The 21,754-nt window shown below is 71.9% G+C and carries 17 protein-coding genes; 13 read left to right on the top strand and 4 right to left on the bottom strand.

Translation table 11 applies throughout. The annotated features are described in order from the left end of the window. Positions 1-113: 113 nt before the first annotated feature. Complete coding sequence (locus tag QC282_RS00935; RefSeq protein WP_279547181.1) at positions 114-1,058, bottom strand: hypothetical protein; 945 nt, start codon at positions 1,056-1,058, stop codon at positions 114-116. Positions 1,059-1,385: 327 nt separating this feature from the next. Between QC282_RS00935 and uvrC the strand changes: the two genes are divergently transcribed. The 13 genes from uvrC to QC282_RS00870 all read left to right on the top strand — a co-directional run bounded on the left by uvrC (position 1,386) and on the right by QC282_RS00870 (position 18,091). Beyond that, positions 1,386-3,425 carry an excinuclease ABC subunit UvrC gene (uvrC, locus tag QC282_RS00930; protein ID WP_279547180.1) on the top strand — a complete coding sequence of 680 codons (2,040 nt, stop codon included), beginning with the start codon at positions 1,386-1,388 and terminating at the stop codon, positions 3,423-3,425. Then, on the top strand, positions 3,422-4,387 hold the full coding sequence (gene rapZ / locus QC282_RS00925; RefSeq protein WP_279547179.1) for an RNase adapter RapZ: 966 nt from the start codon (positions 3,422-3,424) through the stop codon (positions 4,385-4,387). The genes uvrC and rapZ overlap by 4 nt, the downstream gene beginning before the upstream one ends. Next, the gene (gene yvcK, locus QC282_RS00920; protein ID WP_279547178.1) at positions 4,384-5,451 is read left to right on the top strand and encodes a uridine diphosphate-N-acetylglucosamine-binding protein YvcK; all 1,068 of its coding nucleotides are present in this window, start codon (positions 4,384-4,386) and stop codon (positions 5,449-5,451) included. The genes rapZ and yvcK overlap by 4 nt, the downstream gene beginning before the upstream one ends. Further along, entirely contained in the window at positions 5,442-6,431 is a 990-nt protein-coding gene (gene whiA, locus QC282_RS00915; protein ID WP_279547177.1) for a DNA-binding protein WhiA, read from the top strand. The genes yvcK and whiA overlap by 10 nt, the downstream gene beginning before the upstream one ends. 177 nt (positions 6,432-6,608) lie before the next feature. Then, a complete protein-coding gene (locus QC282_RS00910) occupies positions 6,609-9,560 on the top strand; it encodes a M14 family metallopeptidase (RefSeq protein WP_279547176.1) in 2,952 nt (983 codons plus the stop codon). Positions 9,561-9,782: 222 nt separating this feature from the next. Further along, positions 9,783-10,790 (top strand): type I glyceraldehyde-3-phosphate dehydrogenase, encoded by a 1,008-nt coding sequence (gene gap, locus QC282_RS00905; protein ID WP_279547175.1) that lies wholly within the window; start codon positions 9,783-9,785, stop codon positions 10,788-10,790. A gap of 123 nt (positions 10,791-10,913) precedes the next feature. Beyond that, positions 10,914-12,125, top strand: a complete 1,212-nt coding sequence (gene pgk / locus QC282_RS00900) for a phosphoglycerate kinase (RefSeq protein ID WP_279547174.1) — start codon at positions 10,914-10,916, stop codon at positions 12,123-12,125. Positions 12,126-12,131: 6 nt separating this feature from the next. After that, the gene (gene tpiA, locus QC282_RS00895; protein WP_279547173.1) at positions 12,132-12,908 is read left to right on the top strand and encodes a triose-phosphate isomerase; all 777 of its coding nucleotides are present in this window, start codon (positions 12,132-12,134) and stop codon (positions 12,906-12,908) included. A 114-nt stretch (positions 12,909-13,022) separates the two neighbouring features. Next, a complete protein-coding gene (gene secG, locus QC282_RS00890) occupies positions 13,023-13,253 on the top strand; it encodes a preprotein translocase subunit SecG (RefSeq protein WP_279547335.1) in 231 nt (76 codons plus the stop codon). Between the two features lie 199 nt (positions 13,254-13,452). Further along, positions 13,453-13,788, top strand: a complete 336-nt coding sequence (locus tag QC282_RS00885) for an RNA polymerase-binding protein RbpA (RefSeq protein ID WP_003976875.1) — start codon at positions 13,453-13,455, stop codon at positions 13,786-13,788. Positions 13,789-14,019: 231 nt separating this feature from the next. Beyond that, on the top strand, positions 14,020-15,213 hold the full coding sequence (locus QC282_RS00880) for an MFS transporter (protein WP_279547334.1): 1,194 nt from the start codon (positions 14,020-14,022) through the stop codon (positions 15,211-15,213). 73 nt (positions 15,214-15,286) lie between these two features. Then, the gene (gene pgi, locus QC282_RS00875; protein WP_279547172.1) at positions 15,287-16,945 is read left to right on the top strand and encodes a glucose-6-phosphate isomerase; all 1,659 of its coding nucleotides are present in this window, start codon (positions 15,287-15,289) and stop codon (positions 16,943-16,945) included. Between the two features lie 90 nt (positions 16,946-17,035). Next, positions 17,036-18,091: a hypothetical protein gene (locus QC282_RS00870; protein ID WP_279547171.1), complete on the top strand. Its 1,056-nt coding sequence runs from the start codon at positions 17,036-17,038 to the stop codon at positions 18,089-18,091. Here the strand turns inward: QC282_RS00870 and QC282_RS00865 are convergent. The 3 genes from QC282_RS00865 to QC282_RS00855 form a co-directional block, all read right to left on the bottom strand. Beyond that, positions 18,075-20,357 (bottom strand): ABC transporter permease, encoded by a 2,283-nt coding sequence (locus QC282_RS00865; protein WP_279547170.1) that lies wholly within the window; start codon positions 20,355-20,357, stop codon positions 18,075-18,077. The genes QC282_RS00870 and QC282_RS00865 overlap by 17 nt on opposite strands. Positions 20,358-20,480: 123 nt before the next feature. Next, entirely contained in the window at positions 20,481-21,230 is a 750-nt protein-coding gene (locus tag QC282_RS00860) for an ABC transporter ATP-binding protein (protein WP_279547169.1), read from the bottom strand. Next, a complete protein-coding gene (locus tag QC282_RS00855; protein ID WP_279547168.1) occupies positions 21,227-21,742 on the bottom strand; it encodes a PadR family transcriptional regulator in 516 nt (171 codons plus the stop codon). The genes QC282_RS00860 and QC282_RS00855 overlap by 4 nt, the downstream gene beginning before the upstream one ends. Positions 21,743-21,754 lie beyond the last annotated feature (12 nt).

The following is a 21,754-nucleotide window of genomic DNA, read 5'->3' as shown; positions in this document are numbered from 1 at the left end:
CGGTACAGTCCGGATCGGCCCTCGGAGCCCCGGATGAGCCTTCGGTGCAGCCACGGACCGGCCCCGGGCTCAGTCGCGACGGACTCCCGTACCGCCCTCGCACACCCGCCGCCTCACTCCCAGTCCCAGCCGATCCCCACGATTCCCGACCGCACCCGCGGCTCGACGAGGTGCACCGAGTGGTGCGGCCCGGTCAGGGCCAGTTCCTGGTGGCCGGTGCGCGGCGCCGCCGCCGTGTGCTGGGTGAAGCGGTGGCAGCGCACCGGCAGGGCCCGCGCGTCGAACCGCACCTGGAGCGCGTACTGCGCCCCGGCGGAGTCGAAGCCGCGCACGTACTCGCGCGACACACCGGCCGTGCCGTCCTCGACGGCGTAGCGGAACAGGAAGGTGTCACCGGCGCGCAGCCGGGTGTCGAACAGCAGCTCCGCCACGAGCAGTCCGGTCTCGTGGTGCCGGCGGACGCGTCCGGGGCGGCAGTTCTCCAGCGCACGCACCGTCATGCGGTTCGGCGCGCACCCCGGGTCGCCGTGGTGCACGGCCATGAAGCGGTCGACGCCGTCCCGGTGGGCCCGCACGATGTGGTGCGACTCGCGCCCGGCCAGTTCCCGTTCCGCCCCGATGCGCACCAGCTCGTGCTGGCCCAGGGTGTGCAGTCCGCCGTCCACGGTCGAGTCCAGCTCGGCCAGCAGCCGCTCCAGGACGCCCGAGGCCTCGACGAGGGCGCGGTAGGAGCGTGCGGAGGCGTCCCGGTCGGCGGGGTGTTTGTCGGTCTCGGCGAGCAGCCGGATCAGCGACTCGTCGGGCAGGTGCAGGATCTCCTCCAGTGCCCGCACGGCACGCAGGGACTCCGGGCGCTGCGGACGCCGGGCGCCCTGCTGCCAGTAGCTCAGGCTCGTCACGCCCACCTTCACCCCGAGGCGCGACAGATGGTGCTGCACACGCTGCAGGGGCAGGCCGCGCGCGGCGATCGCGGCGCGCAGGGCGACGTGGAAGGGGCCGCCTCGCAGGGCCGAGTCCAGTTCCGCGGTGGTGTCCGCGTGCTGTGTGGCGTGCGGCATGCACAGGGGCCTTTCTGTGAATGTTCACAACGGCTGGTCAGACCGTTCGCAGGGGGTCCCCGGGGCCGCCCCCGTGAGCGCAGGCGGCGTCCTTGGACACGCAGGCCGCCGTTCAGGGGCCCCGAGGTCCTCCGCATTGAAGCGTGTTGACCTAGTCCCGACAACACCTGAGTCGCAACCGCGACGTACGGCTGGCCGAGTCCGTACCGTGCGCGACCGGCCGCGCACGCCCGGCGGTGCACGCCGAGGTCCCGCGGCGCCCGGGGCCGCTGCCCCGCGGCCCCGGATCACCCCGGAGTGTCAGCGCTCGCCAGTAGGGTGTGAGACATGGCCGACCCCTCCAGCTACCGCCCCAGGCCGGGAGACATCCCGGACACCCCCGGGGTGTACAGGTTCCGTGACGAGCACCGCCGGGTGATCTACGTCGGAAAGGCGAAAAGCCTGCGTCAGCGCCTGGCCAACTACTTCCAGGACCTGGCGAACCTGCACCCGCGGACCCGCTCCATGGTGACCACGGCCGCGTCCGTGGAGTGGACGGTGGTGTCCACGGAGGTCGAGGCCCTCCAGCTGGAGTACTCCTGGATCAAGGAGTACGACCCCCGCTTCAACGTCAAGTACCGCGACGACAAGAGCTACCCCTACCTCGCGGTGACGATGGGCGAGGAGTTCCCGCGCGTACAGGTCATGCGCGGCCACAAGAAGAAGGGCGTGCGCTACTTCGGCCCGTACGCGCACGCGTGGGCGATCCGCGACACCGTGGACCTGCTGCTGCGGGTGTTCCCGGTGCGCACCTGCTCGGCGGGCGTCTTCAAGAACGCCGCCCGCACCGGCCGCCCCTGCCTGCTCGGCTACATCGGCAAGTGCTCCGCGCCCTGCGTGGACCGGGTCTCGCCCGAGGAGCACCGCGAACTCGCCGAGGAGTTCTGCGACTTCGTGGCCGGCCGCACCGGCACGTACCTGCGCCGTCTGGAGAAGCGGATGACGCTGGCGGCGGAGGAGATGGAGTACGAGCGGGCCGCCCGCCTGCGCGACGACATCGAGGCCCTGAAGAAGGCCATGGAGAAGAACGCGGTCGTGCTCGCCGACGCGACCGACGCCGACCTGATCGCCGTCGCCGAGGACGAGCTGGAAGCCGCCGTGCAGATCTTCCACGTCCGGGGCGGGCGCGTGCGCGGCCAGCGCGGCTGGGTCACCGACAAGGTCGAGGAGATCACCACCGGCGCCCTCGTGGAGCACGCGCTCCAGCAGCTGTACGGCGAGGAGAGCGGGGACGCCGTCCCCAAGGAGGTGCTGGTTCCGGCCCTGCCGGAGCCCGTCGAGCCGGTCCAGCAGTGGCTGACCGGCCGCCGCGGGGCGAACGTGTCGTTGCGCATCCCGCAGCGCGGCGACAAGAAGGCCCTCATGGAGACCGTCCAGCGCAACGCGCAGCAGTCGCTCGTCCTGCACAAGACCAAGCGCGCCTCCGACCTGACCACGCGTTCGCGCGCGCTGGAGGAGATCGCCGACGCGCTCGACCTGGACAGCGCGCCGCTGCGCATCGAGTGCTACGACATCTCCCACCTCCAGGGCGACGACGTGGTCGCCTCCATGGTCGTCTTCGAGGACGGCCTGGCCCGCAAGAGCGAGTACCGGCGCTTCCAGATCAAGGGCTTCGACGGCCAGGACGACGTGCGGTCCATGCACGAGGTGCTCAGCCGCCGCTTCCGGCGCTACCTCGCCGAGAAGGAGCGGACCGGGGAGTGGACGGAGGAGGAGCTCAAGGAGGACGACGGCCGTCCCAAGCGGTTCGCCTATCCGCCGCAGCTCGTCGTCGTGGACGGTGGGCAGCCGCAGGTCCGTGCGGCCCAGCGGGCCCTGGACGAGCTGGGCATCGACGACATCGCGGTGTGCGGCCTGGCCAAGCGCCTGGAGGAGGTCTGGCTGCCGGGCGAGGACGACCCGGTGGTCCTGCCGCGCACCAGCGAGGGCCTCTACCTGCTGCAACGCGTGCGCGACGAGGCGCACCGCTTCGCCATCACCTACCAGCGCAGCAAACGCGCCAAGCGGATCCGCGCCACCCCGCTGGACGACGTGCCGGGCCTCGGCGAGACCCGTAAACAGGCGCTGATCAAGCATTTCGGTTCGGTGAAAAAGCTCCGGTCGGCGACAATCGACCAGATCTGCGAGGTTCCCGGCATAGGCCGCAAGACCGCGGAGACGGTCGCCGTGGCGCTCGCACAGGCCGCACCGGCCGCGCCCGCCGTGAACACGGCGACTGGAGAGATCATGGAAGACGTGGAAGACGGGGCACCCGGGACGACGGCGGGTTCCCTCGGGGAGCCCGTGACAGCGGGAGTCCCGGACGATCGACGGGGGCAGGAGACATGACCGAGCACGACGCACAGCAGGAAGCGCTCCGCCAAGAGGCGGGTCAGGACGACGGAACACAGGTGAGTACGGGCAAGGAAGCGGCCGGGGCCCCCGAGGCGGCCATCCCCGAGCTGGTGATCATCTCCGGCATGTCCGGGGCCGGCCGGTCGACGGCCGCGAAGTGCCTGGAGGACCTGGGCTGGTTCGTGGTCGACAACCTGCCGCCCGCGCTGATCCCCACCATGGTGGAGCTCGGCGCCCGCTCGCAGGGCAACGTCGCCCGGATCGCGGTCGTCGTGGACGTCCGCGGCCGGCGCTTCTTCGACAACCTCCGCGAGTCCCTCGCCGACCTCGACACCAAGGGCGTCACGCGGCGCATCGTCTTCCTGGAGTCCTCCGACGAGGCCCTGGTGCGCCGCTTCGAGTCGGTGCGCCGCCCGCACCCCCTCCAGGGCGACGGCCGCATCGTGGACGGCATCGCCGCCGAACGCGAGCTGCTGCGCGAGCTGCGCGGCGACGCCGATCTGGTGATCGACACCTCCAGCCTCAACGTCCACGAGCTGCGCGCCAAGATGGACGCCCAGTTCGCCGGCGACGAGGAGCCCGAGCTGCGGGCCACCGTCATGTCCTTCGGCTTCAAGTACGGCCTCCCGGTCGACGCCGACCTGGTCGTGGACATGCGGTTCCTGCCGAACCCGCACTGGGTTCCGGAGCTGCGCCCGTACACCGGCGTGCACGAGGAGGTGGCGGCGTACGTCTTCAACCAGCCCGGCGCCAAGGAGTTCCTCGACCGGTACGCCGAACTGCTGCAGCTGATTGCCGCAGGTTACCGTCGGGAGGGCAAGCGCTACGTGACCATCGCCGTCGGCTGCACCGGCGGCAAGCACCGCTCGGTCGCCATGTCGGAGAAGCTCGCCGCCCGGCTGGCCGCCGAGGGTGTGGAGACCGTGGTCGTACACCGGGACATGGGACGCGAATGACGGGACGTACTCCGCGGCTGAGCCGGCTGCGCCGGGCGGTGCCCGAGGGACGCGGCGGCCGGCTCGCAGAGGCCCGGGGCGCCCGGCCGCGCCGCCGGGGCACCCAGCCCAAGGTCGTCGCCCTCGGCGGCGGCATGGGCCTGTCCGCCTCGCTCGCCGCGCTGCGCCGGATCACCGGCGACCTCACGGCCGTCGTCACCGTCGCCGACGACGGCGGCTCGAGCGGGCGGCTGCGCGACGAGCTGGGCGTGCTGCCGCCCGGCGACCTGCGCAAGGCGCTGGCCGCGCTGTGCGGCGACGACGACTGGGGCCAGACCTGGTCCCGCGTCATCCAGCACCGCTTCCAGTCCCGCGGCGACCTGCACGACCACGCGGTCGGCAACCTGCTGATCGTCGCCCTGTGGGAGCAGCTCGGCGACCACGTCCAGGCGCTCGACCTGGTCGGCAAGCTGCTCGGCGCGCACGGGCGCGTGCTGCCCATGTCCGCCGTGCCGCTGGAGCTCCAGGCCCTGGTCAGGGGCCACGACCCGGACCGGCCGGACGACATCGACACCGTCCGCGGCCAGGCCACCGTCGCCCTCACCCCGGGCGAGGTGCAGTCGGTGCACCTGGTGCCGCACGACCCGCCGGCCGTCCCGGAGGCCGTCGCCGCGGTGCTGGACGCGGACTGGGTGGTGCTCGGTCCCGGCTCCTGGTTCTCCTCCGTCATCCCGCACCTGCTGGTGCCCGAGCTCCTCGACGCGCTCACCCAGACGAAGGCGCGCCGGGTACTCTCGCTGAACCTCGCGCCGCAGCCCGGAGAAACCGAGGGCTTCTCCCCGCAGCGTCATTTGGAGGTTTTGGGACGACACGCCCCTAAACTCGCCCTGGACGTGGTGCTGGCCGACGAGGCCGCCGTGCCCGACCGCGATGCGATGACCGATGCCGCCAAGCGGTTCGGCGCCGCGGTCGAGCTGGCGCCGGTGGCCCGGACCGACGGAACTCCGCGGCACGACCCGGAGCTGTTGGCAGCCGCGTACGACCGTATTTTTCGGATGCATGGAAGGATCGGCCCATGGCGATGACGGCAGCGGTGAAGGACGAGGTTGCCCGGCTTCCCGTCACCCGTACCTGCTGCAGGAAGGCGGAGGTCTCCGCGATGCTGCGGTTCGCCGGCGGCCTCCACCTGGTGAGCGGACGCATCGTGATCGAGGCCGAGCTGGACACCTCGGCGGCCGCCCGGCGCCTCAAACGGGACATCCTGGAGATCTTCGGCCACAGCTCCGAGCTGATCGTGATGGCGCCGGGCGGGCTGCGCCGCGGCTCGCGATTCGTCGTACGGGTCGTCGCGGGCGGCGACCAGCTGGCCCGCCAGACCGGCCTGGTCGACGGCCGGGGACGCCCGATCCGCGGCCTGCCCCCGCAGGTGGTCTCGGGGGCCACCTGCGACGCCGAGGCCGCCTGGCGCGGAGCCTTCCTGGCGCACGGCTCGCTCACCGAGCCCGGCCGTTCCTCCTCCCTGGAGGTGACCTGCCCCGGCCCCGAGGCCGCGCTCGCCCTGGTCGGTGCCGCGCGCAGGCTGTCGATCGCCGCCAAGGCCCGCGAGGTGCGCGGTGTCGACCGGGTCGTCGTCCGCGACGGCGACGCGATCGGCGCGCTGCTCACCCGGCTCGGCGCCCACGACGCCGTGCTCGCCTGGGAGGAGCGGCGGATGCGCCGCGAGGTCCGCGCCACCGCCAACCGCCTCGCCAACTTCGACGACGCCAACCTGCGCCGCTCGGCCCGCGCGGCCGTCGCCGCCGGCGCCCGTGTCCAGCGCGCCCTGGAGATCCTCGCCGACGACGTCCCCGAGCACCTCGCCGCCGCCGGCCGGCTGCGCATGGAGCACAAGCAGGCCTCGCTGGAGGAGCTGGGCGCGCTCGCCGACCCGCCGCTCACCAAGGACGCGGTCGCCGGCCGTATCCGCCGGCTGCTGGCGATGGCCGACAAGCGCGCCTCCGACCTCGGCATCCCGGGCACGGAGGCCAACCTCAGCGAGGAGCTCGCCGACAACATGGTCGGCTGACACCGTTAGGACACGCCGACGCCGCGGCTGACGCCACGACAAAACGCCGGTACCGACGCCCACTTGGGTGGTCGGTACCGGCGTTTTCGTGTCGTTCCCGCCCTATTGACTCGATCATGGACTGTCATGAGCCTGGCATCAGTTCGCTGCTGTGGCGAACCACCGCTAGGGGGGTTCATGAGACATAGAGCGAGATCGATCCTCGCTGTCGGCACGCTCCTGATCGCCGGAGCGAGCATCGCGCCCATCGCCCAGGCGCAACCCGGGAATCCGGCCACGACCGACACGGACGAGGTCAAGGTGTTCCGCGCCGAGGTCACGCAGCAGCAGGTACCCCTGCTGCTGGCCGCCGGGCAGGACGGCCACGAACTCGGCGAACAGGTCCCCGCGAAGGGCACCGGCACCGTCGAGGTCTACCTCACCGACCAGCAGGCGAAGAAGCTGGAGAAGCAGGGCGTCGAACTCACCGAGCACAGGCTCTCCGGGAAGGCGGCATCCCGCGTCGAGGCCGCGGCCGAGGGCGTGTTCCGCCCCTACAGCGGCAGCGGCGGCCTCAAGGAGGAGATCGTCAGGACCGCCCAGCAAAACCCGGGCCTCACGAAGGTCGTCTCCATCGGCAAGACCCTCAAGGGCCAGGACATCCTCGCGCTGAAGCTCACCAAGGGCGCCAAGAAGCACAAGGACGGCTCCAAGCCCGCCGTGCTGTACCTGTCCAACCAGCACGCGCGCGAGTGGATCACGCCGGAGATGACCCGGCGTCTGATGCACCATTACCTGGACAACTACAAGAAGGACAGGCGGATCAAGCGGATCGTCGACTCCACGGAGCTGTGGTTCGTCCTGTCGGCCAACCCCGACGGCTACGACTACACCTTCGAGAGCGACGACAACCGCCTGTGGCGCAAGAACCTGCGCGACGTCAACGGCGACGGCACCATCACCACCGGCGACGGCGTCGACCTCAACCGCAACTTCCCCTACAAGTGGGGCTACGACGACGAGGGTTCGTCCCCCAACCCCACCAGCCAGACCTACCGCGGCGCGAGCCCCGGCTCCGAGCCCGAGACCAAGGCCCTGGACGCCTTCCAGAAGCGCATCGGCTTCGCGTACGGCATCAACTACCACTCCGCCGCCGAACTCATCCTCTACGGCGTCGGCTGGCAGGTCGCCACGCCCACCCCGGACGACGTCCTCTACGAGGCCCTGGCCGGCACGCCCGGCAACTCGGCGATCCCCGGCTACCACCCGCAGCTGTCCTCGGAGCTCTACACCACCAACGGCGAGGCCGACGGGCACGCGGCCAACGTCAACGGCATGGCGATGTTCACCCCGGAGATGTCGACCTGCCAGACGGCCTCCGACGTCGACCCCGGCGACGCCTGGAACGCGGGCGACTGCCGGTCGATCTTCACGTTCCCGGACGACGAGAAGCTGATCCAGCAGGAGTTCGCGAAGAACGTCCCGTTCGCGCTGTCCGTCGCCGAGAGCGCCGCCCACCCCGACCGCCCGGCGTCCTCGGTGGGCGTGACCGCCGCGGACTTCACCCCGGCGCCGTTCACCACCTCGTACTCCCGCGGCGCCGACCAGGAGGTCTCCGTCGTCGTACGCAAGTCGGTGCGCGACAAGGAGCTCAAGTACCGCGTCAACGGGGGCCGCGTCGAGGACATGGCGCTCAGGCCCTGGAAGGGCGGCGAGCGGTTCGGCGGCGAGGACAACCTGCACTTCGACGAGTACCGCGCGAAGGTCCGGGACGGCGACCCGGGCGACAAGGTCGAGGTCTGGTTCACCGGTGAGACACGCGGCGGCAGGGACGTCTCCAGCGAGCGCTTCACCTACACCGTCGCCGAACGCCCCCGCGCGGACGTCCTCGTCGTCGCCGAGGAAGGCGCGAAGGCCACCCAGGCGCAGACCTACGTCGACGCGCTGAGGGCGAACGGCCGCACGGCGGTCGTGTGGGACGTCGCCACGCAGGGCGCGCCCGACGCGCTGGGCGTGCTGAGCCACTTCGACACCGTCGTCCACCACACCGGCGCGGCCGTCCCCGGTGTCGCCACCCAGCTCGAACTGCGCGCCTTCCTCAACGAGGGCGGCAAACTGATCGAGGCCGGCGAGCAGGCCGGCGGCAACGTCGACCTCGGCGGCGCCCTGTCGAACGACTTCGGCCAGTACTACCTGGGCGCCTACACCCGCACCACCACCCCCGGCGCCACCGGCTTCACCGGCTCCGGGAAGCTGGACGGCTTCACCGGCGCCCTCGGCGCGGCCCCCGGCAACCCGCTCGACCGGGCCGGCACCTACAGCGTCACCTCCGACGAACTGCCCGCCGGCACCTACCCGCAGTTCGCGAGCGCCGGCGCCGGACAGTTCGCCGGGACCGTCAACCCGTACGGGCCCTACGCCGGCTCCTGGATGGCCGCCGCCGTCCACACCGACGACGCCTACAAGCGCCTCACCCGCACCGTCGACCTCACCGCCGTCGCCGCCGCCGACAAGCCCACGCTGCGCACCAGGCTGCTGTGGGACACCGAGCCCGGTTACGACAACGTCATCGTCGAGGCCCACACCGCGGGCGCCGACGACTGGACGACGCTCCCCGAGGCGGGCGGCGCCACCGGCACCGCCGTGCCCGCCGAGTGCGAGGGCGGCTTCTACGTCGGCGAGCACCCCTGGCTGGAGCACTACCTCACCGTCGGCGAGGGCGGCTGCGCCGCCACCGGCACCACCGGTGCGTGGCACAGCCTCACCGGCGCCTCCGACGGCTGGCAGCAGGTGGACTTCGACCTGAGCGCGTACGCCGGCAAGACCGTCGAGGTCTCCATCAGCTACGTCACCGACCCGGGCAGCGGCGGCCACGGCGTCCTCGCCGACGAGGCCTCCCTCGTCGTCGGCGGCACGGCCACCGGCACCGAGGGCTTCGAGGCGTCGCTGGGGGACTGGCGGGTCGGCGGACCGCCCGCGGGCAGCCCGGCCGTCCTGAAGGACTGGACCCGCACCGGGGAGCTGTTCCGCACCCACGGAGCGGTCACCACGGAGGACACCGTGCTCCTCGGCTTCGGCCTGGAACACCTCCCCTCCGCGGCCGAGCAGGCCGCCCTGCTGAGGAAGGCACTGACGGCCCTGGAAGGGTGACCTCTCGGTCAACCTCACGTGACCGTGCGTAGCGAAATCGAGGGACACGACCTCACGGTCCGAGCGGCCCGTACCCCTACTGGCGGGTACGGGCCGCGGCGCGGTGCATGGGCCTGCTCGATGTCACCCCCGGGGCCTCGGAGAGGTAGGGTCGTAGGCGGTCGGGGACATCCCATACAGCTCGCCGGTCTCGAACCGGCGTACCAACGAGGAGATCGGTTCGTGACGATCCGCGTAGGCATCAACGGCTTTGGCCGCATCGGTCGTAACTACTTCCGCGCGCTGCTGGAGCAGGGTGCAGACATCGAGATCGTGGCTGTCAACGACCTGGGTGACACCGCGACCACCGCTCACCTGCTGAAGTACGACACCATCCTCGGCCGCCTCAAGCAGGAGGTCTCGCACACCGAGGACACCATCACCGTCGGTGACAAGACCATCAAGGTCCTCGCCGAGCGCAACCCCGCCGACATCCCGTGGGGCGAGCTGGGCGTCGACATCGTCATCGAGTCGACCGGCATCTTCACCAAGAAGGAAGACGCCGAGAAGCACATCGCCGGCGGCGCCAAGAAGGTCCTCATCTCGGCTCCGGCCAAGAACGAGGACGTCACCATCGTGATGGGCGTCAACCAGGACACGTACGACCCGGCGAACCACCACGTCATCTCCAACGCCTCCTGCACCACCAACTGCGTGGCGCCGATGGCCAAGGTCCTGGACGAGAACTTCGGCATCGTCAAGGGCCTGATGACGACGGTGCACGCGTACACGAACGACCAGCGCATCCTGGACTTCCCGCACAAGGACCTGCGCCGCGCGCGTGCCGCCGCCGAGAACATCATCCCGACCACCACCGGCGCCGCCAAGGCCACCGCCCTGGTCCTGCCGCAGCTCAAGGGCAAGCTGGACGGCATGGCCATGCGCGTCCCGGTCCCGACCGGATCGGTCACCGACCTCGTCGTCGAGCTCGGTCGCGAGGTCACCAAGGACGAGGTCAACGCCGCCTTCCAGAAGGCCGCCGAGGGCGAGCTGAAGGGCATCCTCGAGTACACCGAGGACGCGATCGTCTCCTCCGACATCGTCAACGCCCCGGCGTCCTGCACCTTCGACTCCTCCCTGACCATGGTCCAGGAGGGCAAGAGCGTGAAGGTCATCGGCTGGTACGACAACGAGTGGGGCTACTCCAACCGCCTCGTCGACCTGACGGTCTTCGTCGGCAACCAGCTCTGATCGTCTGACAGGGACCTCGATGCGGGAGCAGGGCTCGGACAGTGCACCATGCATTGTCCGAGCCCTGACTCACGTGCAGGTCAGAGCCACCACTCGATCACGAGTCCTTCGCAGGAGACCCTCATGAAGACGATCGACGAACTGCTCACCGAAGGCGTCGCGGGCAAGCGCGTCTTCGTCCGCGCCGACCTCAACGTGCCGCTCGACGGCACCACCATCACCGACGACGGCCGCATCCGCGCCGTGCTGCCCACCGTCAAGGCCCTCGCCGAGGCGGGCGCCCGCGTGGTCGTCGCCTCCCACCTCGGCCGCCCCAAGGGCGCCCCGGACCCGGCGTTCTCCCTCGCCCCGGCCGCAGCCCGGCTCGGCGAACTCCTCGGCGCCGACGTCGCCTTCGCCACCGACACGGTCGGCGAGTCGGCCACGTCGACCGTCGCCGGCCTCGCCGACGGGCAGATCGCGGTCGTCGAGAACCTGCGCTTCAACGCCGGCGAGACCAGCAAGGACGACGCCGAGCGCGGCGCCTTCGCCGACCGGCTCGCGTCCCTCGCCGACGTGTACGTGGGCGACGGCTTCGGCGCGGTGCACCGCAAGCACGCCTCGGTCTTCGACCTGTCGGCCCGCCTGCCGCACTACGCCGGGTACCTCATCGCCACCGAGGTCGGCGTCCTGAAGAAGCTCACCGAAGACGTCAAGCGGCCCTACGTCGTCGCGCTCGGCGGCTCCAAGGTCTCCGACAAGCTCGCCGTCATCGACCAGCTGCTCGGCAAGGCCGACCGGCTGCTCATCGGCGGCGGCATGGTCTACACCTTCCTCAAGGCCAAGGGCCACGAGGTCGGCGCCTCGCTCCTCCAGGAGGACCAGCTCCCGGCCGTCACGGAGTACATCGAGCGCGCCGAGAAGAACGGCGTCGAGCTGGTGCTGCCGGTCGACGTCGTGGTCGGCGCCGAGTTCCCGGACCTGAAGACCAAGGCACCCGCGAACGCCACCACCGTCGCCGCGGACGCGATGCCCGCCGACCAGATGGGCCTGGACATCGGCCCCGAGACCCGCAAGCTCTACGCCTCGAAGCTCGCCGACGCGGCCACCGTCTTCTGGAACGGCCCCATGGGCGTCTTCGAGCACCCCGACTACGCCGAGGGCACCAAGGCGGTCGCCCAGGCACTCCTCGACTCCCCGGGCTTCACCGTGGTCGGCGGCGGCGACTCCGCCGCCGCCGTCCGCACCCTGGGCTTCGACGAGAACGCATTCGGCCACATCTCGACCGGTGGCGGCGCCTCCCTCGAATACCTTGAGGGCAAGACGCTCCCCGGCCTCGCCGCACTGGAGGACTGACCCTTTATGAGCACGCGCACGCCGCTGATGGCGGGCAACTGGAAGATGAACCTCAACCACCTCGAGGCCATCGCCCACGTCCAGAAGCTCGCCTTCGCCCTGGCCGACAAGGACTACGAGGCCGTCGAGGTCGCCGTCCTGGCCCCCTTCACCGACCTGCGCTCCGTGCAGACCCTGGTCGACGGCGACAAGCTGAAGATCAAGTACGGCGCCCAGGACATCTCGGCGCACGACTCCGGCGCGTACACCGGTGAGATCTCCGGCCCGATGCTGGCCAAGCTGAAGTGCACGTTCGTGGCGATCGGCCACTCCGAGCGCCGCCAGTACCACAACGAGACCGACGAGCTCGTGAACGCCAAGGTCAAGGCCGCCTACAAGCACGGCCTGACCCCGATCCTGTGCGTCGGCGAGGAGCTGGAGGTCCGCGAGGCGGGCAACCACGTCGCCCACACCCTCGCCCAGGTCGAGGGCGGTCTGAAGGACCTGCCGGCCGAGCAGGCCGAGTCCGTCGTGATCGCCTACGAGCCCGTGTGGGCCATCGGCACCGGCAAGGTCTGCGGCGCCGAGGACGCCCAGGAGGTCTGCGCCGCCATCCGCGGAAAGCTCGCCGAACTGTACTCCCAGGAGCTGGCCGACAAGGTCCGCATCCAGTACGGCGGCTCCGTGAAGTCGGGCAACGTCGCCGAGATCATGGCGCAGGCCGACATCGACGGCGCCCTGGTCGGCGGCGCGTCCCTGGACGCGGACGAGTTCGTCAAGATCGTGCGCTTCCGCGACCAGTAGCTCGACCGGTGAGTATGCGGTAGCGACGATCCGTCGTACTCTTGCGGGGGCATGGCCACAGCGCCGTGCCCCCGTCGTCCGTCCGATAGCGAGGAAGTTGGTCCAGCCGTGGTTATGGGGTTCTCGATCGCCCTGATCGTCTTCAGCGGGCTGCTGATGCTGCTGGTGCTGATGCACAAGGGCAAGGGCGGCGGCCTCTCCGACATGTTCGGTGGCGGCATGCAGTCGTCCGTCGGTGGCTCCTCCGTCGCCGAGCGCAACCTCGACCGGATCACCGTCGTGGTCGGTCTGCTGTGGACGGCATGCATCATCGTGCTCGGCCTGCTTATGAAGGCGAACAACTGAGCGGCACACGCATTGTGTACGTATGGCCCCATGTTGGGTACGCGCACCTGAGCGCGGCCTATCATGGGGCTTGCGTCTAGGTGCGGGGGCTGTAACTCCCATCACTGGACGCGCGTTGGGCCTTACGTAGACTGAGGCGCTCGCAGCGAAGCGAAACGCCGACTCGCTTCGCGGCACCATCACGCAGGGAGTTACGACCGTGGCAAGTGGCAACGCGATCCGAGGAAGCCGGGTCGGGGCGGGGCCGATGGGCGAGGCCGAGCGCGGCGAGTCCGCGCCGCGTCTGCGCATCTCCTTCTGGTGCTCCAACGGGCACGAGACGCAGCCGAGCTTCGCCAGCGACGCGCAGGTGCCCGAGACCTGGGACTGCCCGCGCTGCGGCTTTCCGGCCGGACAGGACCGGGACAACCCACCGGACCCGCCGCGCACCGAGCCCTACAAGACGCACCTGGCGTATGTGAGGGAGCGGCGCAGCGATGCGGACGGCGAGGCCATCCTCGCCGAGGCCCTCGCCAAACTGCGGGGGGAAATCTAGGAGTTGGGATCCGGCCGGGCACCGAGCGGTGCCTGGCCGGAGCTGTTCCGGCCCGCTGCCCCGGGCCTTCGGTCCGCCGCGCTCCGGACCGTTGTCAGTGGTGCCCCTTACGGTTTGTGCATCGGCGAATCGTGAGGGGGAGCGGTGGCGACGGTCGGGGCGGAGAGCGGGGCGTCGGACGTGGGTGTGCCCGCGTGGCGGGGCGGGTTCGGACGGCTGTGGACCGCCGCCGTGCTGTCCCGCTTCGGAGACGCGCTGCGTACGGCCGCGCTACCCCTGATCGCCGTGCAGCTCACGGACGACCCGCTGGTCATCGCCTCCGTGACGGCCTGCGGGTATCTGCCGTGGCTGCTGTTCGGACTGCTCGGCGGCGCCGTCGCGGACCGGGTGGACCAGCGGCGCGCGATGTGGGCGGTGGACCTCACGCGCGGGCTGCTCGTGGCGGGCTTCGCGCTCGCCGTCGCCCTCGGCCACGCCTCGGTCCCGCTGCTGCTCGCGCTCGCCTTCTCGCTGACGGCGCTCCAGACCCTGTTCGACAACGCCGCCACGGCTCTGCTGCCGTCCCTGGTCGAGCCCGCGGCCCTGGGCAGCGCCAACGCCCGGCTGATGACCGGGCAGCAGTTCGTGGGCGGCCTGCTCGCCGGGCCCTTCGTGCCGCTGCTGCTCGCCCTCGGTCTCGCCGTACCGTTCGCGGCCGACGCGGCCACCTATCTGCTGGCCGCCGCCCTCGTGGCCTCCCTGCGCGTCGCACCGCCCGAGCGGGAGCCGCGCCCGGCGGGCAGCACCCTGCGCGCGGAGATGCGCGACGGACTGCGCGCCCTGTGGGCCGACCGCCCGCTGCGGGCGGTGTGCGCGGCCACGCTGCTGTGCAACATCGGCATGGGCGCCCTGATCGCCACGCTCGTGCTGCACGTGACGCGCTGGCTGGACGCCGGGGACACCGGATTCGTGGCCGCGACGACGACGTACGCGGCCGGCGGCATCGCGGGCGGCTTCCTCGCCCGGCGCGTCGCCGACCGTGTCGGGCGGGTCCGCGCGCTGCTGCTCGCCGGAAGCGTCCAGACGGGGGCGCTGCTGCTCATGGGGACCGTGCGGCACCTCGGGGCGCTCCTCGCGGGCATGCTGTTGCTCGGCGCGATGGGCATGGTGTGGAACGTCAACCAGGCCACCCTCATGCAGCAGCGCAGCCCCCGGGCCGCGCTGGGCCGCATCGCCGCCGCGTTCCGCACCGCCTCGACGTCCGGGGCGCCGCTGGGGGCGCTCCTGGGCGGCGCCGTCGCCGGGCCGGCCGGGCTGAACGGGCCCGCGCTGCTCGCCGCCGCCCTGTTCCTCCTCGCCGTCGCCTGCCTGATACCGGCGCGCAAGCCGGACGTACCTGTTGTTGAACCGCACGACGCCCCGGCGACAGGTCGCGTTGCCCACTGATCAATTAGGTTGGGACCGGCAGCGGGGCAAGGCACGCAGCAGGGACAGGTAGGAAAGAGGCGTGAAGTCCGAAATGAACGCAGACGGCCGTACCAGGCTCAACCAGATGCCCGAGTGGACCGCGCTCGCCAAGCACCGCGAGGAGTTCGGCGAGACGCACCTGCGCGAGCTGTTCGCCGCCGACCCCGGCCGCGGCTCCGGGTACACGCTCCGGGTGGGCGACCTGCACGTCGACTACTCGAAGAACCTCGTCACCGACGAGACGCTGCGCCTGCTGCGTGAACTGGCCGCCGCGACCGACGTGTTCGGGCTGCGCGACGCCATGTTCCGCGGTGAGCGGATCAACACCACCGAGGACCGCGCCGTGCTGCACACCGCGCTGCGCGCGCCGGCGGGCGCCGTGATCGAGGCCGGCGGCGAGAACGTCGTGCCCAAGGTCCACGCCGTCCTGGACAGGATGACCGACTTCGCGAACCGGGTCCGCTCCGGCGAGTGGACCGGCCACACCGGTCGGCCGATCAAGAACGTCGTCAACATCGGCATCGGCGGCTCCGACCTCGGTCCCGCGATGGCGTACGAGGTGCTGCGCGCCTACACCGACCGCTCACTGACGTTCCGCTTCGTGTCGAACGTGGACGGGGCGGACCTGCACGAGGCGGTCCGGGACCTGGACCCGGCACAGACGCTGTTCGTCGTGGCGTCCAAGACGTTCACGACGATCGAGACGGTCACGAACGCGACCTCCGCGCGCGAGTGGCTGCTCGACGGGCTGGGCGACGGGGGGCAGGAGGCCGTCGCGAAGCACTTCGTCGCGCTGTCGACCAACGCGGAGAAGGTCGCAGCGTTCGGCATCGACACGGCGAACATGTTCGAGTTCTGGGACTGGGTCGGCGGACGCTACTCGTACGACTCCGCGATCGGCCTGTCCCTGATGATCGCGATCGGCCCGGACAACTTCCGGTCGATGCTCGACGGCTTCCGCCTCGTGGACGAGCACTTCCGGACCGCGCCCGCCGAGTCCAACGTGCCGCTGCTGCTGGGCCTGCTGGGCGTCTGGTACGGCAACTTCCTGGGCGCCCAGTCGCACGCGGTGCTGCCCTACAGCCACTACCTGGCCAGGTTCACCGCCTATCTCCAGCAGCTCGACATGGAGTCCAACGGCAAGTCGGTGGACCGCGAGGGCCGGCCCGTGGAGTGGCAGACCGGCCCGGTGGTGTGGGGCACGCCGGGCACCAACGGCCAGCACGCCTACTACCAGTTGATCCACCAGGGCACGAAGCTGATCCCGGCCGACTTCATCGGCTTCGCCGAGCCGGTCGCCGAGCTGAGCGACACCCTCAAGGCGCAGCACGACCTGCTCATGGCCAACTTCTTCGCCCAGACGCAGGCACTGGCCTTCGGCAAGACGCCGGACGAGGTGCGCGCCGAGGGCGTGCCGGAGGACCTGGTCGCGCACAAGACGTTCCGGGGCAACCACCCGACGACGACGATCCTGGCGCGCGAGCTGACGCCGTCCGTGCTGGGACAGCTCGTCGCGCTGTACGAGCACAAGGTGTTCGTGCAGGGCGCGATCTGGAACATCGACTCCTTCGACCAGTGGGGCGTCGAGCTCGGCAAGGTCCTCGCCAAGCGCGTCGAGCCCGCCCTCACCGAGGGCGCCGACGTCGAGGGACTGGACGCGTCCACGAAGGCGCTCGTCGCCACGTACCGGGAGCTGCGCGGCCGGCAGTGAGCGGTGCCGCGGGAAGTGGGCGGCGCGCTGCCGGCCACTTCCCGTAGACTCCCCGGCGATCATGGAAGCCATGGCTCGGGGGATGTCAACATGGCAGGAGGGCAAGGGAGTTGGACGGGCGGCACGCTCCGGGGGCGGGAGGCGCTCAAACCGAAGCATCTGGCGCGGGCCGTGTTCCACCCGGCGTGGATCCCGCCCGCGCTGGACCCGGCGGTGGAGCGGCTCAAGCGCGCGCGGCTGATCGCCGGGACCGTCGCGGCGGTCGGCGTCTACACGTTCGTCGAGGGCGGCTTCGCCTTCAGTGAGGTGCTCGAGAACATGCTGACGGCGTCCGCCGTGCTGCTGTTCATCACCCCGCTGACGGTCGGCGTGATGGTGTACGTGTGGCGGCGCGGCGGGCCGGTGCGGGCGCTGAGGCAGCCGCTGCTCAACTCGCTGAAGCTGCTGCTGGCGTTCGTCGGCACGGTCGTCGGGACGGTGCTGGTGTGGCGGGCGGCGGCTGCCACCGGGCTGTTGGTACTGGTGCTCTGCCCGGTGGCGATCTGGCTCAGCGCCGTCGTGATCCGCGGCGGCGTGCACGTCTCCGGGAACTTCTTCGGGACCGCGGGCGTGCACCGCTGTCTGCCCCCGCTGCTGGCCACCGTCACGACGTGGCTGATGGCCCTGCCGGACCTCGTGACGGGCGACCTGCACGGCCTTGGCCTGGCCATGGGCGTCTTCTTCATCCTCGGCGCGCCGGTCACCGTCACGGGCATCGCCCTGCTGGAGGCGAAACGGCTCAGGGACCGCTACGGCATCCGGCTGGGCGCCCACCCGGCCACCCTGCCCCTGATGCCCCACACGCCTCCGATGCCCCCGGCTCCGCCCTCGTACCCGCCGGGCGGCCCGGCACCGGGCCGGGTGCCACCGCAGGCCCCGCGGGGCAATCCGTACGGGCAGCCGTACGGCCCTCCGCACGCGCCGCAGGGTGGGCACCCGTCGTACCCACCGGGCGCCCCGAACCCGTACGCGCCCGGCGCCCCGAGCCCGTACGCATCCGGCGGCGGAAACCCCTACGCGCCCGGCGGCGGAAACCCCCACGCGCCCGGCAGAGGGAACCCCTACGCGCCGCCGCCCGGCCCGAACGGCTTCACGCCACGGCGCTGAGCGTGTCCGCCAGGCGGCGGCGGGCGGCGCGTGCCGCCGGGAAGGCGGCGAGGGCCACGGCGCCCAGCACCGCCGCCGCCGCGAACAGCAGCAGAAGCACCCCGGACGGGAACTGCGCGATCCCGGCACCGATGCCGCTCGAACTGCCCTGGGAGTCGATCAGCCAGTGCGCGAGCGGCAGCCCCAGGGCCGTGGCGACGAGCACGGCGAAGAGGGCGGTGCAGCCGGTCGCGGTGACGGTGATCGCGGTGATCTGACGCGGGGTGAGGCCGATGGCCTTCAGCGCCAGCAGATCGCGCTCGCTCTCGCGGACCGTGCCGCCGATCGCGGTCAGCAGTTCGATGAGCCCGATGAGGGCGAGCACGCCGATCACCCCGACGACCACGCCCCGCAGCGGGGACAGCCCGTCGACCGGGTTCGGCACGGTGTGCACGTCCAGGTTCCCGTTGCCCGCCGAGGTGAGCCGGGCGGCCACCGTGTCCGGGTCGGCGCCCGGTTCGAGCCGGACCTGGTACAGGGTGGGGCGGAGCTCCGGGTCGTTCTCGCGCAGGGTGTCGAGCGAGGTGGAGATGACCCGGCCGGCGTTCTCCGGTTCGATGCTGCGGCCCACGATGTGCAGGATCTGCGGCTGGTCGCCCACCATCATCCGCACCCAGTCGCCGACGCGCACGTCCAGCAGGTCGAGCAGGCCCTGCCCGGCGACGGCCTCGTCGGGACCGTGCGCGGCACGCCCCTCGGCGAGCGGGTAGGGGTACGGCTCCGCGCGGGTGCCGAGGCCGCGCAGCGCGATCGTGGCGGTCTGGCCCGGCACCAGCGCGGCCACCTCCACGCCGGGGTGGGCGGCGGCGACCTGCGGATCGCGCTCCAGCAGGGCGCGGGTGTCCCGGTCGCCCAGCCGGGCGTCCGCGCGGACGGTGAGCGCGGCGGGCATGCCGATGCGCTCGGGGTCGTCGTGGAAGCGCTCGATGGTGGTCCAGGCGCTCATCGCCACCACGATCAGCAGCAGCGGCAGCGCGAGCCGCGCGACCGTGCCGAGCGACCGCGGGCGGCGCGAGAACGCCTTGTGCCAGCCCAGCACGAGAGCAGGCGGCACCCGCATGCCCAGCGCCCGGCGCGCCGCCCTGGGCAGGCGTCCGCCCGACGGAGCGGCGGGCCTCGGCAGCGGCACCGGCGGAACCCGGCCCGCCCGCCAGGCCGCGAGCCCGGTCGTCGCGCCGATGAACAGCACCGCGCCCACCGGCACCACACCGAGCGCCAGGGTGTGGCCGGGCAGCCCCTGCCACACGCCGACCGCGTCCCCGAGCCGCCCCGGGATGCGGCTGCCCAGCGCCTCGGCGAGCGCGGCGGCGGACACGGCGCCCAGCAGCGCGTAGGCGATGTGCTGGAGCAGGAAGACCCGGACCACCTGGCCGGGCGTGAAGCCGATCGCCTTCAGCACCGAGATGTCCCGCAGATGGCCCCGGATGCGGGTGCCGATCGCCCCGTGCACCGCGAGCCCGGCGGCGACCAGCGCGCCGAGCCCGAACAGCCCGAGCACCTGCCCCAGCAGCCGGTTGTCGCCCTGCGCCTCGGCCCGCGCCTGTTTCCACGTGCTGACCTCGCCGATCGCGCCGGCGCCCAGCACGGTCACCGCGCGCTGCACGGCGTAGTCGGTGTCCTGCGGGTCGGTCAGGCGCAGCCCGATCGCCTGGCCGGTCGGGTCGGGCACGGCGGACGGCTGGGTCCACACGAGGCCGGGCCGCTCGCCCGGCCGGTAGCGCCGCTCGGCGCTGTCGGCGACGCCGAGCACGGTCAGGGTGCGGGCCGAGCCGGGCACGGTGACCGTGTCGCCGGGCTCGGCCAGCAGCGCGCGGGCCACGCGGGTCTCCAGGACCACCCCGTCGGGGGTCGCCGGGTCGAGCCAGCGCCCGGCGGTGAGCAGTGGGCGGCCGACCTCCGGCAGCTCGGGCGTGCCGCGCAGCTCGACGGAGGCGCGGGTGCCGCGGGCGGTGACGGCGGTGGACTCGGTGGGGTAGGGGCCGGCGACGGAGTCGACGCCGTCCAGCGCGGCCAGGGCGGCCGGGTCGGCGGAGACGGCGGTGTGCAGCCACACGTGCGCGCCGCGGGCCTGCGTGAAGACCCGCTGCCAGGGGTTGGTCGCGTACCCGAACAGTGCCGTGGCCAGCAGCAGCGAGGCGACGATGCCGGCGGTGGCGAGCACCAGGAACAGTGCTTCGCCGCGGTGTGTGCGCAGATCGGAGTGCGCCCAGCGCAGGGTGGCTCGCACGGGCTCAGCCTCCCGGCCCGCGCGTGGCGCGGCAGTCCCGGAGCAGGTGGTGGTCTCCGCCGCGGGGCCGTCCCGGCCCGTGCGCGGCACGGCAGTCGTACGGCATCAGTCGTGCCCCCCGCATCAGTCCCTGAGCTCCAGCACCCCGGATATGCCGGCGCCGCGCGAGGGCCTGCCGTCCAGTACGGCGTCGTCGGCGATCCGGCCGTCGAAGAAGCTGATGACCCGGTCGGCGGCGCTCGCCAGCCGGGCGTCGTGGGTGACCAGCAGGATCGTCTGGCCACGCTGGTGGAAGCGGGACAGCAGCCGCATCACCTCACGGGTGCCCTTGCTGTCCAGGCTGCCCGCGGGCTCGTCGGCCAGCAGCAGCGGAGGATGGTTGACCAGCGCCCGGGCCAGCGCGACGCGCTGCTGCTCACCGCCGGACAGCTCGCCGGGCATGCCGCGCTCCTTGCCGGCGAGGCCCAGCTCGGCCAGCAGCCGCTCCCGCTCGGCGCGTGCCTGCTTCGGCGGGACACCGGCGAGCAGCGCGGGCAGCTCCACGTTGTCGGCGACCGACAGGTTGGAGACGAGGTTGAAGAACTGGAAGACGATCCCGATGCGCTTCCTGCGCTCCACGGCCCAGCGCGCCTCGCTGTAGCCGTCCGCGCGCTCGCCGTCCAGCCAGATGCTGCCGGCGTCGGGGCGCTGCAGGCCGCCGAGCAGATGCAGCAGCGTCGACTTGCCCGCGCCGGACGGGCCGGTGATGGCCACGAACTCGCCCGCCCGCACGCTCAGGTCGACCCCGCGCACGGCGTGGGCGGGCGCGCCCTCGCCGTGGTGGGTCTTGACCAGGCCCTCGGCGCGCAGCACGGGAGCGGAACCGTCGCTCACTCCAGCTCCTCCAGCTCTTCCTGGCACCGCTCCAGCCAGTCGAGATCGGCCTGCAGGTGCAGCATCGCGCCCTCGATGAGGAGCTGCGCGATGCGGTTCTCCCGGTCTTCGGCGGCGGCCAGCTTGGACAGACTGCGCATGGTGTTGAGGTACTGGCGCCGCTGTTGGTTGATGAGGGCGATCTGGTCGGCGAGGCCGGTCTGCGGGGCGAGCGCGAGCTTCATGAAGAACTCGTCCCGCACCCGCGGCTCGTCCTCGGGCTCCTCGAACCAGGCGCGCAGCGCCTCGCGCCCGGCGTCGGTGAGGTGGTAGACCTTCTTGTTGGGCCGGCTGGACTGCTGGACGTCCTCGCCCTCGATCAGTCCGGACTTCTCGAGGCGGCCGAGGGTCACGTAGATCTGGCCGACGTTCGGCTGAGGGTACGCGGAGCCCAGCAGGAGCTCAAGGTCCTGTTTCAGCTCGTACCCGTGAGCCGGACCGCGCGCGAGGAGTGCCAGGAGGGGCAGACGCACTCGTGCTGTCCT

It is taken from the genome of Streptomyces sp. DH24 (assembly GCF_029813775.1).
Lineage (GTDB): Bacteria > Actinomycetota > Actinomycetes > Streptomycetales > Streptomycetaceae > Streptomyces.
The sequence above is the reverse complement of the archived record's forward strand: the minus strand, read 5'-3'. Positions and strand labels throughout refer to the sequence as shown.

What these genes read in the sequence shown, in the direction of transcription:
- whiA (WP_279547177.1), top strand. Translation starts at nt 5,442, where the DNA reads ATGGCGATGACGGCAGCGGTGAAGGACGAGGTTGCCCGGCTTCCCGTC.
- QC282_RS00910 (WP_279547176.1), top strand. Translation starts at nt 6,609, where the DNA reads ATGAGACATAGAGCGAGATCGATCCTCGCTGTCGGCACGCTCCTGATC.
- uvrC (WP_279547180.1), top strand. Translation starts at nt 1,386, where the DNA reads ATGGCCGACCCCTCCAGCTACCGCCCCAGGCCGGGAGACATCCCGGAC.
- QC282_RS00870 (WP_279547171.1), top strand. Translation starts at nt 17,036, where the DNA reads ATGGCAGGAGGGCAAGGGAGTTGGACGGGCGGCACGCTCCGGGGGCGG.
- tpiA (WP_279547173.1), top strand. Translation starts at nt 12,132, where the DNA reads ATGAGCACGCGCACGCCGCTGATGGCGGGCAACTGGAAGATGAACCTC.
- secG (WP_279547335.1), top strand. Translation starts at nt 13,023, where the DNA reads ATGGGGTTCTCGATCGCCCTGATCGTCTTCAGCGGGCTGCTGATGCTG.
- pgi (WP_279547172.1), top strand. Translation starts at nt 15,287, where the DNA reads ATGAACGCAGACGGCCGTACCAGGCTCAACCAGATGCCCGAGTGGACC.
- QC282_RS00935 (WP_279547181.1), bottom strand. Translation starts at nt 1,058, where the DNA reads ATGCCGCACGCCACACAGCACGCGGACACCACCGCGGAACTGGACTCG.
- pgk (WP_279547174.1), top strand. Translation starts at nt 10,914, where the DNA reads ATGAAGACGATCGACGAACTGCTCACCGAAGGCGTCGCGGGCAAGCGC.
- rapZ (WP_279547179.1), top strand. Translation starts at nt 3,422, where the DNA reads ATGACCGAGCACGACGCACAGCAGGAAGCGCTCCGCCAAGAGGCGGGT.
- yvcK (WP_279547178.1), top strand. Translation starts at nt 4,384, where the DNA reads ATGACGGGACGTACTCCGCGGCTGAGCCGGCTGCGCCGGGCGGTGCCC.